14 protein-coding genes are annotated in these 15237 nt (G+C 71.1%); 11 read left to right on the top strand and 3 right to left on the bottom strand.

From position 1 onward, the window contains the following. Positions 1–183 precede the first annotated feature (183 nt). A complete protein-coding gene (locus ADK67_RS04110; RefSeq protein WP_197289272.1) occupies positions 184–1311 on the top strand; it encodes a hypothetical protein in 1128 nt (375 codons plus the stop codon). Between the two features lie 160 nt (positions 1312–1471). Here ADK67_RS04110 and ADK67_RS04105 read toward each other — a convergent pair whose 3' ends face one another. Beyond that, positions 1472–2518 carry a LacI family DNA-binding transcriptional regulator gene (locus tag ADK67_RS04105; RefSeq protein WP_197289271.1) on the bottom strand — a complete coding sequence of 349 codons (1047 nt, stop codon included), beginning with the start codon at positions 2516–2518 and terminating at the stop codon, positions 1472–1474. A gap of 152 nt (positions 2519–2670) precedes the next feature. Between ADK67_RS04105 and ADK67_RS04100 the strand changes: the two genes are divergently transcribed. The 6 genes from ADK67_RS04100 (at position 2671) to ADK67_RS04075 (ending at position 11414) form a co-directional block, all read left to right on the top strand. Further along, a complete protein-coding gene (locus ADK67_RS04100; RefSeq protein ID WP_053715030.1) occupies positions 2671–4845 on the top strand; it encodes an alpha-galactosidase in 2175 nt (724 codons plus the stop codon). Continuing rightward, a complete protein-coding gene (locus tag ADK67_RS04095) occupies positions 4842–5732 on the top strand; it encodes a carbohydrate ABC transporter permease (RefSeq protein WP_053715029.1) in 891 nt (296 codons plus the stop codon). The genes ADK67_RS04100 and ADK67_RS04095 overlap by 4 nt, the downstream gene beginning before the upstream one ends. 11 nt (positions 5733–5743) lie before the next feature. Beyond that, a complete protein-coding gene (locus ADK67_RS04090; protein WP_053715028.1) occupies positions 5744–6634 on the top strand; it encodes a carbohydrate ABC transporter permease in 891 nt (296 codons plus the stop codon). 36 nt (positions 6635–6670) lie between these two features. After that, positions 6671–8017 carry an ABC transporter substrate-binding protein gene (locus ADK67_RS04085; protein ID WP_197289270.1) on the top strand — a complete coding sequence of 449 codons (1347 nt, stop codon included), beginning with the start codon at positions 6671–6673 and terminating at the stop codon, positions 8015–8017. A 36-nt stretch (positions 8018–8053) separates the two neighbouring features. After that, on the top strand, positions 8054–10660 hold the full coding sequence (locus ADK67_RS04080) for a carbohydrate-binding protein (protein ID WP_157619903.1): 2607 nt from the start codon (positions 8054–8056) through the stop codon (positions 10658–10660). 193 nt (positions 10661–10853) lie between these two features. Then, the gene (locus ADK67_RS04075) at positions 10854–11414 is read left to right on the top strand and encodes a hypothetical protein (RefSeq protein WP_157619902.1); all 561 of its coding nucleotides are present in this window, start codon (positions 10854–10856) and stop codon (positions 11412–11414) included. A 114-nt stretch (positions 11415–11528) separates the two neighbouring features. Here ADK67_RS04075 and ADK67_RS04070 read toward each other — a convergent pair whose 3' ends face one another. Then, positions 11529–11981, bottom strand: a complete 453-nt coding sequence (locus ADK67_RS04070; protein ID WP_063797497.1) for a MarR family winged helix-turn-helix transcriptional regulator — start codon at positions 11979–11981, stop codon at positions 11529–11531. Between the two features lie 72 nt (positions 11982–12053). On the opposite strand from ADK67_RS04070, the gene ADK67_RS04065 reads away from it, so the two are divergent. Together ADK67_RS04065 and ADK67_RS04060 are read left to right on the top strand one after the other, a co-directional pair. Then, positions 12054–12383, top strand: coding sequence for a hypothetical protein (locus tag ADK67_RS04065; protein ID WP_157619901.1), 330 nt, complete (start codon positions 12054–12056; stop codon positions 12381–12383). Between the two features lie 34 nt (positions 12384–12417). After that, complete coding sequence (locus ADK67_RS04060; RefSeq protein WP_053715023.1) at positions 12418–12882, top strand: DUF1772 domain-containing protein; 465 nt, start codon at positions 12418–12420, stop codon at positions 12880–12882. Between the two features lie 15 nt (positions 12883–12897). Here ADK67_RS04060 and ADK67_RS04055 read toward each other — a convergent pair whose 3' ends face one another. Continuing rightward, a complete protein-coding gene (locus tag ADK67_RS04055; RefSeq protein ID WP_053715022.1) occupies positions 12898–13830 on the bottom strand; it encodes an AraC family transcriptional regulator in 933 nt (310 codons plus the stop codon). Positions 13831–14354: 524 nt separating this feature from the next. On the opposite strand from ADK67_RS04055, the gene ADK67_RS04050 reads away from it, so the two are divergent. Then, positions 14355–14813: a nuclear transport factor 2 family protein gene (locus ADK67_RS04050; RefSeq protein ID WP_063797495.1), complete on the top strand. Its 459-nt coding sequence runs from the start codon at positions 14355–14357 to the stop codon at positions 14811–14813. Next, a complete protein-coding gene (locus ADK67_RS04045) occupies positions 14801–15214 on the top strand; it encodes a nuclear transport factor 2 family protein (protein WP_053715020.1) in 414 nt (137 codons plus the stop codon). The genes ADK67_RS04050 and ADK67_RS04045 overlap by 13 nt, the downstream gene beginning before the upstream one ends. The last annotated feature ends 23 nt before the right edge of the window (positions 15215–15237 follow it).

Genomic DNA, 15237 nt, shown 5'->3' with positions numbered 1-15237 from the left:
TTTCGGCTGCCACAGTGCTGAGTGGCGCACCCGCCACCGGTCGTCCGGCCGGTCGGCGGGTCACCGCGTCCTGTTCGGACGATGCTCGCCTCGCCGCCGTCGCACTGCTCGACCGCCGCCGAATCCGGCCGTCGCCATCCGGCTTCGGCCGGCACCACCCTGCCCGATTCCTCGGAGGTCCGCGTGCCCGTGAAGAAGCTCCTCTCCACGATCGCGTCCGGCGCGGTCATCGCGTCCGTCCTGGCATTACCCGGCGCGGCTGCCGCGAGCACCCCGGTTCCGATCGCCGCCCACCACGTTCACGACGCCGGCACGGCTCCGCACACGCACGCGGCGCCGGCCGCAGGGCGTTGTCACCGTGCCGACGAGTTCGCACCCAAGCCGGAACTGGGCGACCGCGTGTGCGCGCTGGGCAACGGCCTGTTCAAGGTGCGCACGGCGAACGGCGACCTGCTGACCCACGGCATCGACACCCCGACTCCCCAGGACAAGGGCGCCCGGGACGCGGTGACGTCGTCGGCGATCACGCCGCTGGCCGCGCGTGCGCACCACTGCGCTCCGGACTCGTACCGGATCCAGCTCGTCTACCTGATCCCCGCCGGCGCGCCCGACGCCTCGGCGACGATGGTCCCGCTGATCAGGCAGCACTTCATCCAGTCCAACGCCATGGTGTCGAACCGCGCCGCGGAGTACGGCGGGGACCTGTCGCTGCGCGTCGCGTGCGACTCCACGGGCCAGCCCGCCGTCCGCGTCCTGCGCAGCAGCCACAACAACAGCGCCATCGGCGCCATCGACCAGGAGGTCGGGCGCCAGGGCCAGCGGATCACCGGTCAGGACAACGTCGTGTACTGGGGAGACGGCGGTTGCGGCGGCGGCGTCGCCTACGGGAGCGGCGACACCCGGCCCGGCGTGGAGAACGGCGTGAACAACGCGCCCGGCATCGCGGTGGTCTACGGGCGGTGCCCCTTCACCTACATGCTGCACGAGCAGGGGCACTCGATGGGCGCCGTCCTCCCGAACACGCCCAACACCTCGGGCGCCGGTCACTGCAACGACGACGCCGACGTCATGTGCTACAAGGACGGCGGCCCGCGCTCGGGCAACTACCGGTCGAACGTGTGCCCGTCCCCGAACGGCAACCTGGACTACTACTGGGACTGCAACGTCAACGACTACTTCCACCCGAACCCGTCCGCCGGGTCGTTCCTCGCGACGAACTGGAACCTGGCGAGCTGCGCCAACCGCATGGTGTACCGCCCGAACTGCGGCGTGACGCCGTCGACGGCGGGGACCGACCGGTTCCGCTCGTAGGCACGAGTGCGGTGCGCCGCCGGCTTGTCGGCCGTGCGGCGCACCGTCGGTTCCCCTGGTTCTCCCGGCCGTTGCCGGCGTTGGCGAGGTCGCGCCCGCGTTGCGGGAGGTGTTCTGCACCGCGGCCGCTGTCGCATGCGGCTGTTCGTCGTGCGCCCGGTCAGGCGCTGCCGCCGCGCACCAGTTCGGTGGGCAGGAGGAGGCCCGGTTCGTCGTCGTGGCCGTGCTCGACCTGGCGCAGGCAGCGGGCGACCAGTTCGCGGGAGATGCGCTCGACCGGGATGCGGGCGCTGGTGAGGATCGGCTCGGTCACCAGGCCGACCGCGCCGCCGTCGAAGCCGGTGATCGCCACGTCGGAGCCGACCCGAAGGCCCAGGGACTGCGCGACGCTGAGCACGACCGCGGCGACGGCGTCGCTGCCCGTCACGATGGCGCTGGGCGGGTTCTTGCCGGTGAGCAGTCGGTGCGCGCGGCGGCGCACGTCCTGGTCGGAACCGCGGAAGAGCGACGCCTTCGGCAGGCGGAGGCCGTGGTGGGACAGGCGCTGGAGGAAGCCGTCCTGGCGCTCGGCCTTCCAGTACTGGTCACCGTCCGTGCCGAGGTAGGCGAACCGCTGGTGGCCCTCGGCGACGAGCACGTCCACCACCTCGCGCATCCCCGCCACGTTGTCGACGTCCACCCAGTGCTGCGGCAGGTCGGGGGACAGGCGGCCGAAGGAGGCGAACGGGATGGTGCTGTCGGCCAGGAAGCGGGCCCGCTCGTCGTCCACACTGGACTCGGACAGGATCACCGCGTCCACGGCGTGCCGCGCGACGAGGTCCTTGAACACGCCGAGTGGGTCGTCGCGGTGGTGGGTGAAGACGAGCACCTGGTGGTCGACGTCGGAGCCGGCCTTCACCAGGGCCAGCAGGAAGTGCAGGGTGAAGCCCTGCGCCCGGTCCAGCTGCTCGCCGAAGATGTGGTAGCCGATCTGCATCGTGCGGCGTGAGCGCAAGGTCTGCGCGGCGCGGTTGGGCTGGTAGCCCAGCGCCCGCATGGCACTGGTGACCTTCTCGTGGGTCGCGGCGGAGTAGTACTCGTCGCGGCCGTTGAGGACGTTGGACACGGTCTGCCTCGACACGCCCGCGGCGGCGGCGACGTCCACGATGCCGACGCGCCGTCGTCCCCGGTCCGCGCCGGCACGGGGCGCCGGTCCACTTCCTCGCACCGGATCATCATTCACCCTGGGTGACCGACCGGATGCATGGAACGTTCAATGTTGCGGATTCGTTACCGCCGACGCCGTTGACCCGCCCCGATCGCCCTGACATGTTCCATGGAACGTTCAATGTGACGAGTGCTGCATCGCTTGGAGGTTGCGTGTCCACCGCTCCACCGGCCACCGCACCGGACGTCGACGACGTCGGCGCCGTCGACCGCATCGTCCACTTGCGAGCCGACGGCGTGAGCTTGGTGCTGCACTGCAAGGACTCCAGGCTGCCGCAGGTCCTGCACTGGGGCGCCGACCTCGGCCTCGACGCCTCGCTGGGCGCGGTGGCGGCGGCGAGCGTGCCGGCGGTGGTGCCGAACGCGACCGAGGTCCCGAGCGCCGTGGCGGTGGTGCCCGCGCACGCGACCGCCTGGCCGGGGCTGCCCGGTCTGCGCGGGCACCGGGACGGCCGCGACTGGTCGCCGCTGTTCACCGTCGAACGGATCGTCGAAGACGGTGGTTCGTGCCTGGTCCAGGCGTCCGACGCGGAGGCCGGTCTCGCCCTGGACCTGGAGATGGGCCTGACGCCCGCGGGGCTGGTGCGCCTGCGTGCCACCGTGCGCAACACCGGTGACTCGGTGTACACCCTCGACGGGCTCGTGCTGGCCCTGCCGCTGCCCCCGCGTGCCACGGAGTTGCTCGACCTCACCGGGCGTTGGGGCCGGGAACGCACGCCGCAGCGCAGGCCGTTCGGCGTGCAGGCGCACGTGCGGGACAGCCGGCGAGGTCGGACCGGTTCGGACGCCACGCTCGTCCTCGTCGCGGGGGAGAGCGGTTTCGGGTTCCGCCGCGGGCAGGTGTGGGGCGTGCACGTCGCCTGGAGCGGCAACCACCGCACCTACGCCGAGCGGGTGCCCACCGGTGACGCCGTGATCGGCGGCGGCGAGCTGCTGCTGGAGGGCGAGGTGCGGCTGGAGCCGGGGGAGACCTACTCGACCCCCGAGGTGTTCGGCTCCTGCGGCGACGGCCTGGACGAGCTGTCGGCCCGCTTCCACCGCCACCTGCGGTCGAGGCCGCACCACCCGACACGGCCGCGGCGCGTGGTGCTCAACACCTGGGAAGCGGTGTACTTCGACCACGACCTCGACCGGCTGCGCACCCTGGCCGACCTGGGCGCGGAGGTGGGCGCGGAGCTGTTCGTGCTGGACGACGGCTGGTTCCGCAACCGGCGCGACGACACCACCGGGCTGGGCGACTGGCACGTCGACGAGCGGGTCTGGCCCGACGGCCTGCACCCGCTGGTCGACCACGTCCGCTCGCTGGGCCTGGACTTCGGCCTGTGGGTGGAGCCGGAGATGGTCAGCGCCGACTCCGACCTGCTGCGGGCGCACCCGGACTGGGTGCTGTCCACCGGCGGTCGCCGCCCGCCGCTGGTGCGCGGGCAGTACGTGCTCGACCTGACCCGCGCCGACGTGCGGGACCACCTCTTGGAGCGCCTGGACGCCCTGGTGACCGAGTACCGGATCGCCTACCTCAAGTGGGACCACAACCGCGACCTGGTCGACGCGGGCGACTCGCGCACCGGTCGTGCCGCCGTGCACGCCCAGACGCTGGCGATCTACGGCCTGCTCGACGAATTGCGCCGCCGCCACCCCGTGCTGGAGGTCGAGTCCTGCTCCTCCGGCGGGTCGCGGGTCGACCTGGGCATCCTGGAGCACACCGACCGGGTGTGGGCCAGCGACTGCATCGACGCGCTGGAGCGGCAGGGCATCCAGCGCTGGACGGGCCTGCTGCTGCCACCGGAGCTGATCGGCTCGCACATCGGCGCCGCCCGGTCGCACACCACGGGGCGCAGGCACGACCTGGACTTCCGCGCGACCACCGCCCTGTTCGGCCACCTGGGCATCGAGTGGGACCTCGCCGCGGCGGAGCCTGCGGAGCTGGCCGCGCTGGCCCGCTGGGTCGGGTTCTACCGGCGGGTCCGCGGCTGGCTGCACCGCGGCCGGGTGGTGCGCGCGGACTCGCCGGACCCGGCGATCCTGGTCCACGGCGTGGTGTCCGACGACGAGCGGCAGGCGCTGTTCGCCGTGGTCGCGACGGCCGCCGGGACGACCACCTCGGCGGGACGGGTGACGCTGCCCGGCCTGCCGCCCGACGGCCGGTTCGCCGTCGGGCTCGCCGAACCCGCCGCCGTGCCACCGTCCACGGCCTTGACCCCGGTCCCGTGGCTGGCGACCGGCGTCCGCCTGTCCGGGCGGGAACTGGCGGAGGTGGGCGTCCAGGTCCCGCCGCTGCACCCCGAGCAGGCACTGCTGCTGCACCTCGTTCGGGAGGAGCGCCCATGACCGCCGCCCACCCGGCCAGACGCCGCAGCGACCTGCGGGTGGCCCTGCTGTTCCTGCTGCCCGCCGGGTTCGGGTTCGTGCTGTTCTACGCCTGGCCGGCGCTGCAGACGTTCTACCTGAGCTTCACCGACTACAGCCTGCTGGCCGCGCCGAACTGGGTGGGCGCGCAGAACTACCGCGACGCGCTCGGCGACGCCAGGTTCGGCAACGCGCTGCTGGTCACCGTCGAGTACGTCGTGGTCAACATCGGCGTGCAGACCGTCGTGGCGCTGCTCATCGCGGTCCTGATGCACCGGTTGACCAAGTCGTCGTTGGTCAGGGGCCTGCTGTTGCTGCCCTACCTGATCGCCAACGTCGTGGTGGCCCTGGTCTGGTACAACATGCTCGACGCCCAGCTGGGCATCGTGAACGCGCTGCTGTCGTCGGTCGGCATCGACCCGGTGGCGTTCTTCGGCGAGACCTCCACGGCCATCCCGACCATCGCCCTGGTCAACGTGTGGCGGCACATGGGCTACACGGCGCTGCTGATCTTCGCCGGGCTCCAGGCCATCCCGAGGTCGGTGTACGAGGCCGCGGCGATCGACGGCGCGTCGGAGTGGCGGGTCTTCCGCAGCGTCACGCTGCCGCTGCTGCGGCCCGTGCTGGCGATGGTGCTGGTGCTGACCGTGATCGGGTCGTTCCAGATCTTCGACACCGTCGCGGTCACCACGCGCGGCGGCCCGGTCGACGCCACCCGCGTCATCTACTTCTACATCTACGAGAAGGCGTTCCAGCAGTTCGACTTCGGCTACGCGGCCGCGTTGTCGGTCGTGTTGTTCCTGATCCTCGCGGGTCTGGCGGTGGCGCAGCTGCGCCTGCTGCGCGCGGGCACCTCGGACCTGGACTGAAGGAGCCGGTGATGACCACGACCACGATCGGCCCCCGGTGGCGACGTGCGCTGGGGTGGGCGGTGCTGGCGCTGCTGGTGCTGGTCACGCTGTTCCCGTTCTACTGGATGCTGCGCGTCTCCTTGTCCGACAACCGGGCGCTGGCGGCCAACGCCGACTCGTTGCTGCCGGCCGGGTTCACGCTGGGCGCGTTCGAGCGCGTGCTCGGGTTGGCGTCGCTGGAGGAGGCCCGCGCCCAGGGCGGCTCCGGCGCGTCGATCGACTTCGGGCGCTTCCTGCTGAACTCGGTGCTCACCTCGACGATCATCACCGCCGGGCAGGTGCTGTTCAGCTCGATGGCCGCCTACGCGTTCGCGCGGCTGCGGTGGCCGGGGCGCGACGCGGTGTTCTTCGTCTTCCTCACCGCGCTGATGATCCCGCCGATCTTCACCGCGCTGCCCAACTTCGTGCTGATGCGCGACCTCAAGCTGCTCAACACCTACGCGGCGATCGTGCTGCCGTTCTTCTTCATGACGCCGTTCGCGGTGTTCTTCATGCGCCAGTTCATGCTGGGCATCAGCCGTGAGGTCGAGGAGGCGGCGCGCATCGACGGCGCCGGGCACCCGAGGATCTTCTTCCGGATCGTCCTGCCGATGAGCCGGGCACCGTTGGCGACGCTGGCGCTGCTGGCCTACGTCACCGCGTGGAACGAGTACTTCTGGCCGCTGCTGGTCGGCCAGGGTGAGGGCGTGCGCGTCCTCACGGTGGCGCTGGGCGTGTTCCGCTCCCAGACCCCGCAGGGCAGTCCCGACTGGGCCGGTCTCATGGCCGCCACCCTGCTCGCGGCGCTGCCGATCATCGCGCTGTTCGCCGCCTTCGGGCGCCGGATCGTCGACTCCATCCAGTTCTCCGGCATCAAGTAGCCGTCCGGACACGGGTGGGACAAAGGAGTTTTCACCGTGCACAACAAGTTGTCCAAGCCGGCCGCCCTGGCCGCCGCCGTCTCGTTGGCGCTCGCCGGCTGCGCGGGCGCGCCGGGCGGCGGCAGCGGCTCCGACGAGATCACCTACTGGCTGTGGGACGCCAACCAGCTGCCCGCCTACCAGGCGTGCGCCACGTCGTTCCAGCAGGCCAACCCGGGCACCACCGTGAAGATCGAGCAGTTCGGGTGGGCCGACTACTGGAACAAGCTGACCACCGACCTCGTGGCGGGCACCGCACCGGACGTGTTCACCGACCACCTCAACTACTTCCCGACCTACGCGGCCAAGAACCAGCTGCTGCCGCTCGACGAGTTCGTCTCCCGCGACGGCGTGCCCACCGACGTCTACCCGGAGGGCCTGGCCGACCTGTGGGTCACCCAGGACGGCAAGCGCTACGGCCTGCCCAAGGACTTCGACACCGTCGCGCTGTTCTACAACAAGAAGATGCTCGCCGACGCGGGCGTCGCCGAGTCCGAGCTGGCGAACCTCACCTGGAACCCCCAGGACGGCGGCACCTACGAGAAGCTCATCGCCCGGCTCACCGTCGACGCCAACGGCGTGCGCGGCGACCAGCCCGGTTTCGACAAGTCCAAGGTCGCCGTGCACGGCCTGGGCCTGGACGAGAACAACGGCGCCGGGGTCGGCCAGCAGATGTGGAGCATGTACGCGCTGAGCACCGGCTGGACGTACACCGACAAGAACCCGTGGGGCGGTCACTTCAACTACGACGACCCGCGCTTCCAGCAGACCATGGGCTGGTTCCGCGGCCTGATCGACAAGGGCTACCTGCCCAGCCTGGCCACCGCCCGCTCCGGCACCAGCGTCAACGACGGGTTCGGCGCGGGCAAGTACGCGCTGAGCACCAACGGCTCGTGGATGATCAACAGCTACTTCGGCTACGACGGCGTCGAGGTCGGCGTGGCGCCCACCCCGACCGGCCCGTCCGGCAAGCGCGCCACCATCTTCAACGGCCTCGCCGACTCCATCTACACCGGCACCGACAACCGCGAGGGCGCTTGGAAGTGGGTCAAGCACCTCGCCTCCGCCGAGTGCCAGAAGGCGGTGGGCGAGAAGGCCGTGGTGTTCCCGGCCCTGCCCGAGGCCCTCGCCGTGGCCGAGAAGACGTTCGCCGCCAAGGGCGTGGACATCACCGCCTTCACCCAGCCCCTCGACGAAGGCGCCACCCACCTGTTCCCGATCACCGACCACGCGCCGGAGATCGCCGCCGTCATGGGGCCCGCCATCGACGCCGTGCTGACCTCCCAAGCCGACCCCGGCTCGTTGACCCAGGCCAACGAGCAGGTCAACGCCCTGTTCCGGTAACCGACCCCACCCCCCGGTAAACCCTGTGGAGCAACGATGCGACACCGACCGGCAAGATCCCGAATCCCCGTTGGCGCGGTAGCCGCCGCGCTGCTGGTGGCGACCCTGTCACCGGCGGCCCCGGCCGCCTCCGCCCAACCCGAACCCGCCGCCGCCGAGACCCTGAGCGTGGACCTCGCCGCCTCCACCGGGGCGTTCCGCGGCTGCGCCACCGGCATCCTCTACGGCCTGGGCGACCCCGGCGTGCCCGCCCACGACCTGATCGCCGGCATGAAGCCGTGCAGCGTCGCCCAGAAGCCGCCGGACGGCGAGCAGCACCCCAACGGCGACGCGCTCGTGGTCGCCGACGACCTCTTCGCCTCCGGCGGCGCCGACGTCTACATCAACTCGCAGGACATCTACAGCGCCTGGCCCTACCAGGACCTGGGCATCGACGACTACCTCGCCCGGCTGCGGCCGCAGTTGGAGAAGGTCGCCGCACGGCCGGACCGCGACCGGTTCGTCTGGACGATCTTCAACGAGCCCGACTGGATCTGGTACGGCGACTGGGCCACCAAGAAGGACAAGTTCCTCGCCGACTGGACCAAGGTCTACCGGACCGTCAAGTCCGTGCTGCCCGACGCGCGCATCGACGGACCGGGCGAGGCCTCCTACAACCCGGGCCGGTTGCGCGACTTCCTCACCTACGCCAAGGCGAACGACGTCCTGCCCGACATCATCACCTGGCACGAGCTGAGCCCGGACTCGCTGAACCACTACCGGGCCCACCACGAGGACTACCGCGCCATCGAGAAGTCCCTGGGCATCGGTCCACTCCCGATCAACATCACCGAGTACGCCAACCGCCGCGACACCTCCGTGCCCGGCCAGATGATCCAGTGGCTCACCATGCTGGAGGACACCAAGGTCGAAGGGCAGATGGCGTACTGGACGCTCGCCGGCAACCTGAGCGACCACGCCGTGCGCACGTCCCGCGCCAACGGCGGCTGGTGGCTGACCAAGTGGTACGCCGACCTGTCCGGCGACACCGTCCGCGTCACCCCGCCCAAGCCCAGCACCCGTGACACCCTCCAGGGCCTGGCCACGCTCGACCGCGCCGACGCCAAGGCCACCGTCCTGCTCGGCGGCACCGCCAACGCGGTCGACGTCGCCGTCACCGGCCTGGACCGCAAGACCTTCGGCGGGCACGTGGACGTGCGCGTGGCCAAGACCACCTGGTCCGGCTACGAAGGCGACGCCGGGCAGCCCCCGGTGGTGGCCGCCTCGCGCGTCCGGGTCTCCGACGGCAAGATCACCGTCAAGGTGCCCGGCGGCGACCCGCTGGCCGCCTACCAGGTGATCGTGACCCCGGCCGGCCTCGCCGCCGCCCCGGTCGCGAACGCGCCGTGGACGGCCGGCTACGAAGCCGAGTCCGGCCTGGTGGAGAACGCCAGGGTCGTCGACCAGTCCGACCCGTCGGGCTGGCGGTACACCACGTCCGGCGGCAAGGACATCGGCTACATGAACAACGCCGGCTCCCGCGTCACCGTCGACGTCGACGTGCCGCGCACCGGGGCCTACCGGCTCGGCGTGCTGTACGGCACCGGCGGGTTCGTCGGCAGGCAGGGGCTCTACGTCGACGACGCTCACCACTCCACCCTCACCTTCCCCGCCACGCTGAACTGGCAGTACCGCGGCAGGCTCGACACGCCGGTCCAGCTCACCGCCGGCCGCCACCGCCTCTCCCTGCGCACCAGCGACCCGACGGGCTTCCTCGGCCGGCCGGGCGACATCGCGCTCGACCGCATCGACCTCACCGAGATCACCGGCCCGGAGACGAGCACCTACCAGCTGACCGACTCGCGCCGCACCGGCGGCTCGGTGGACCGCGGGATCCGGGCACTGCGGGCGCTCGTGCCCAACGCCGTCGTCCTGGGCGCGGGCGACACCGTGACCACCTACGTCTCGGCCGCGGAGGACGGCTACTACGCGCTGTCCACCACGTGGTTCGGCGCCGGCCACAGCAAGCTGGGCCTGACCCTGTCCGACCGCCGCGTCACCGGCGGCGACCTGACCGCCGACCGGGCCGGCGCGTGGACGGGCACTACGACCGCGCACCTCAAGGCGGGCGTCACCGAGGTCGTGCTCTCCAACGAGGGCCGCACCCCGCTGGTCCTGGGCACGCTCACCCAGGTCCGCGACACCGCCGCCGACCGGCGCGCGGTCCGCGTCGAGGCCGAGTCCGGGCAGCTCGGCGGGGGAGCGGCGACGACGCCGGGCACGTGGGCGTCCGGCGGCTCCTACGTCGGCCAGCTCGGCAAGGGCGGCACCCTGACCGTGCCCCGGCCGGACGTGCTCCGCAAGGCCGGCCAGTACAACCTGACCGTGGCCTACGCGCAGGCCGAGAAGAACACCGGCCACCCGTACAACACCGACGCGGTCACCAGGTTCCTCGACACCGCCGAGGCCGGTGGCGGCACGACCCGCGCGCCGTACCGCCACAACTACACCTGGGACGGGTTCTGGCCGGAAACCTCACCGCTCGACCTGACCACCGCGGCCGGCGCGCTGACGCTCGGCAACGCCACCGGCTGGGGTCCCAACGTCGACTGGCTCCAACTCGCCCCGCTCGTCGCGGCGAACTCGGTCACCGCTCGGCACTGACCACGCGCTGATCCACCGATGCCCGGCCGGGTGAGGAACCGGCCGGGCATCGGCGTTCCCGCTGTCCGAAATCTGCGGCTTCATCGCCCGTGACACCCACGGAAAGTGTCGTGACATTTCACCTTTTCGGCGCGTCGACCCGGAGTTACAGTGGCGATTCATTTGCCCGTTCCGAATTCGCGGAGGCGCCTCGATGGGTACGAGTGGGATCAGGAATTCGTTATCGGGTCTGCGGCGATCCGTCGCGGGTGTCGTCGTCGCCGCGACGGTCGCGGCCGGGCTGGTGGCCACCGCACCCGCGGCCCAGGCCGCGGAGCTGCTGTCGTGCGTGGGCAGCGGGGCCAACACCTACCAGCCCGGCGTGACCGCGCAGATCAGGCCCGTCACGATCACCTCCCGCGCGGACTACGGCCCGTGCCTGTCCACCGGGACGCCGGCGATCACGTCCGGTGGGTACCGGATCGTGGTGACCGGGCTGATCTCCTGCCTGGCCGGGAGCGTGTCCATCATGGTGACCATCACCTGGAACACCGGCGAGACCACCACCGTGGCCGCGGCCGGAGTGGTGGTGCTGCGTCCGGCCAACGAGACCGTCGTCGTGTACCAGGGCAGGGTGACCGCCGGCCGGTTCGAGGGAGCCGCGGTCGTCATGAACGCGGTCGTGCTCAACACCACGCCGCAGCAGTGCCTCACGCCGGAAGGCGTCACCAGTTCCAGCGGCCCCGCCGACATCACCATCACCCAACTGGTCTGACGCGCCATTCCCGCGACCGCTGATTCCCGATAACCGGTCGGCACGGCAATTGCTGCCGACCGTCGATTGTCGTGAAAGAGGGTCGCGGCTCCGGCCGCCCCCTCACCGACGGTGTCACCCGTCGCCGGTGAGGGGGCGCATCAGCGCGGTGAGCGCCTCGTCGAGCCGGTCGGCCAGGGCAGGGCCGGCGGTGGCGACCAGCCGGGCGTCCACGGTGGCGGCGAAGGCGGCGCCGTCGGCCAGGACCACGGCGCCGCCCTCCGTGACGGTGAGGATGTGCCGCCGCCGGTTGATCGGGTCCCGCGTGCGCGTGAGCAGGTCGCGCTGCTCCAGGTGGTCGACCAGGCGGACGACCATGCCGGGCGTGACCTGCATCAGCGTGGCGACGTCGTCCTGGGTGCGGGCCAATCCCCGGTCGACGACGTTGAGCACGCCGAGGTGCTTCGGCGTCAGTCCCGCCTCCTTCAGGTGCTGCGCGAACTCCTTCTGCACGACCGCTCCGAGCACGGTCAGCCGGAAGGCCAGTGAGTCTCCGAGAAGTCCTTCCGGGTGCGTTGTCGCTTCCATACCGGTACTGTAGCATCACTCAACAGTTGAGTCAGTACACAGTTCAGGGGTGACACTATGACCGTCCTACTCGTGTTGAACACACTGGCCGCGCTGCTCAGCGTGGGGTTCGCCGCGGCGGCGGGCGCCAAGCCCGCGTCCATGAGCGGCTCCACGACGACTTCGGCCGCGGAGCGGTTCTACGCCTACATGTACGCGGCGCGTGCCGTGCCGCTCGGCCTCGTCGCCGCGGTCCTGCCCTGGTTTGAGCGGGGGACCGCCGTGGCCTGGTTGCTCTTCGTCGCGGCCGCGATCCAGTTGATCGACGTCGCCATCGGCGTCTGGCGCAAGGAGAAGGGGCTGATGGGCGGTGGGGCGGTGCTGGCCGTGATCCATGCGGTCGCCGGGTTCGCCGTCCTGTAGTGGACTGGACGGGTCCGAGAGGAAGGTGCCCGGGGTGAAGTCGGTCTACGCGGTCTCCATCGTGCTGTCGTTGCTCGCCACCGGGCTGTACGCCGGGTTGTGCTTCGGCATCGCGTTCAACCCGGGGGTCTCCGCCATGAGCCCGAACGCCTACGTGTCGTACTGGCAGGCGGTGAACCGGGACTACGGGCGGTTCATGCCGCCGCTGTTCGTGGTGGGGATGCTGGCGTCGAGCGCGGTCGTGGTGCTCAGCTCCAGGAAGGACGCGGTCGTGCTGATCGCCGGCGTCGTCGCCGCGGCGGCGACGCTCGCCGGCATCGTCCTCACGATCACGACCCTGGTGCCGCTGAACGTGCTGGCGGACGGCTGGGTCGGGTCGATCCCGGACTCGTGGTCCGAGCACCGCGACGACTGGCGCCGCTTCCACCTGATCAGGACGGTCGTGGCCACCGCGGGGTTCGCCGCGGCCGCCGTCGTGCCGGTGGCGCAGCTGAGGTAGTCCGACCGCGACGGTTCAGGGTTCGGTGGACGTCGGCGCGCTCCGGTTGCGGCGGTAGTCGGTGGGGCGTTGGCCGGCTTCGCGCAGGAACGCGTTGTTGAACCCGCGCGAGGTGCCGAACCCGCACAACCGGGAGACCTGCGCGATGGTCAGGTCGTCCCGCCTGCCGTCGCCGAGGATCTCCTGGGCGCGCGCGATGCGCATCCGGCGGAGCACCGTCATCGGCGGCGTCCCGTCGTCGAAGAGCTGGAACAGGCTGCGGCGCGAGATGTTCAGGGCCGCCGCCACCTCCTCCGCGCTGAGGTCGGGGCGCGCGAGGTTCTCCCGCATGACGGCCAGTGCCCGCCCCCGGAGCGCGGGCCCGGTCTCCGCCAACTCGATGTCGTCGCCCAGCGCGCTGCGCACCAGCAGTTCGACCAGGCTGACCAGGAACGGTCCGGCCGCCGGGGTCGCGCACCGCGGTGTGTTGAGGATCCTGGTCGCCGACTGGACGAACAGGTCCACCATGTCCCGGTCGACGGGCAGCGGCGAGAACATCGCCCGCCGGAGCACCTCGACGTCCACGGTCAGCCGCGACGAGTCGATGTCCACGATCAGCTGGCGGTCCGGCCTGGTCCACAGGACGCGCCGGGGCTCGTCGTGGAACTGGAGGTACAGCGAGCCGGGGCCGATCTCGTGCGTCGAGTCCCGCGCGTCGATCCGCGCGCCGTTGCTGCCCGAGAGGATGAGCTGCACCCGGCCGCCGTCGATGCCCTCCGCCCGCGTGCGGTCGACCAGGAACGCCCCGGCGTCCATCTTCCCGGCCACCACGCCGGCGTCGCCGACCCAGTGCCCGGTGTAATCGGCCTGGAAACTCGGCTCGGCCGCAATCAGCGGCATCCCGTTCTTGCCGTACCGCGTGCCCTCGGTCAGCTCATTCCAATACTCGAGCCGGTCGACCGGGTTCACGTTCCGGTTGTGAATCCTGATGAATCTTGAACGCTCCGCCGGGACCTGCCCCCCAGAAGCTCCCTCGCGCATTGGTACCTCCCCGCACCAGTGTCGCAGTGGTCATCGGACCAGGTCATCGTAACCAACGACGCCTCCGGGGCGCGGGTGAATCGCAGAACTGCGCCAAGATCGGGTTTTCGTGCGCCGCGCCGATCCGGGTGTCACCCGACCCGGGGCGGATATGCGCGATAGTGAGAATTATTCAGAACAGCTCGTGACCGCACTTTGCGTGGTGTCCGCCAAGAGATCGTCAAGCCTCGCGGGGCACGGCACGCACCCCTGAGCGGGCCTCCTACCTGCGCCGACTCCCCTCGGAGTCCGTGATCACGGTACGCGGGTGAACAGGAGTGCAGGATTCGCGAACTCCCGTGCAATGTGATTGCCGCCGTCGGACGCCCCGCCATAACGTCGCCGACAACATTCACGAGCCGGTCCGCCGGCTCACCGCCACGAACGACCGACGACTGAATCACTGGTGGCTCATGACGACCTTGAAAATGATCCGACCACCCGCCCGGGCGGAGGCGTCGCTGCACGAGGAAGTGTCCCGGTTCTACGTGAACCACATGGGCGCCCTCGACCGGGGCGACACCGCCGCGTTCGCCGCCGATTTCGTGCCTGAGGCGACCTTCGCGGCGAGCGGATTCGACCGACTCCTGCACGGGCGCGCCGCGATCGGGGCGGCGGCCGCGGCCGGCGTCGAGCAGCGCGCCCGGGACGGCATCACCCACCGGCACCTCGTGTCGATGCTGCGGGTCGTGCCGCGCACCGCCGCGCTCGTGCGGACGAGCAGCTACGTCCTCGTCGTCGAGAGCGGCGCGACGGGCACGCCCGTCATCTACGCCAGCACGCTCTGCGAGGACGTCCTGGTGCGGCGCGACGACCGCTGGCAGGTCCGGGCCCGCAAGGTGACCCGCGACGACAAGCCGTGGCGGTCGTGATGGCCGAGGACAGCCGGACCGCGGTCGAGCAGTTCTACGCCGAGCAGGTCCACGCGCTCGACCGCGGCGACCTCGACGCCTACGGCGACACGTTCGCCGCGGACGCGGAGTTCGTCATCGACGGCCTCCGCACGCTGCGGGGCCGAGCCCGGATCGTCGAGCACAGCCGGGTCCTCCGGGACGCCAGGTCCGCGCGCGGCGCGGTGCAGCGGCACTTCATGGCGAACTGCGCGGTCACGCCCACCGGCGACGACCTCCGGGTGCGGGGCACCGTGCTCGCGGTGGAGTCCGTCGCGGGCCAGGGCTCGCGCATCACCGCGGTGATCGAGTTCGCGGACCTGCTCCGCGTCGAGGGCGTCGCGGGACACCGGGTCGTGTCGCGGACCGCGAAGCCGAACTGACCATTCGTTGATCTCAGGGGGGA

The organism is Saccharothrix sp. NRRL B-16348, assembly GCF_001280085.1.
Classification (GTDB): domain Bacteria; phylum Actinomycetota; class Actinomycetes; order Mycobacteriales; family Pseudonocardiaceae; genus Actinosynnema.
Note: the sequence above shows the minus strand (reverse complement) of the source record. Positions and strands in the feature narration are given on the sequence as shown.

Bases quoted from the DNA above. Each gene is read 5' to 3' on its own strand.
- ADK67_RS04095 (WP_053715029.1), top strand. From the start codon at position 4,842: ATGACCGCCGCCCACCCGGCCAGACGCCGCAGCGACCTGCGGGTGGCC.
- ADK67_RS04090 (WP_053715028.1), top strand. From the start codon at position 5,744: ATGACCACGACCACGATCGGCCCCCGGTGGCGACGTGCGCTGGGGTGG.
- ADK67_RS04080 (WP_157619903.1), top strand. From the start codon at position 8,054: ATGCGACACCGACCGGCAAGATCCCGAATCCCCGTTGGCGCGGTAGCC.
- ADK67_RS04075 (WP_157619902.1), top strand. From the start codon at position 10,854: ATGGGTACGAGTGGGATCAGGAATTCGTTATCGGGTCTGCGGCGATCC.
- ADK67_RS04070 (WP_063797497.1), bottom strand. From the start codon at position 11,981: ATGGAAGCGACAACGCACCCGGAAGGACTTCTCGGAGACTCACTGGCC.
- ADK67_RS04050 (WP_063797495.1), top strand. From the start codon at position 14,355: ATGACGACCTTGAAAATGATCCGACCACCCGCCCGGGCGGAGGCGTCG.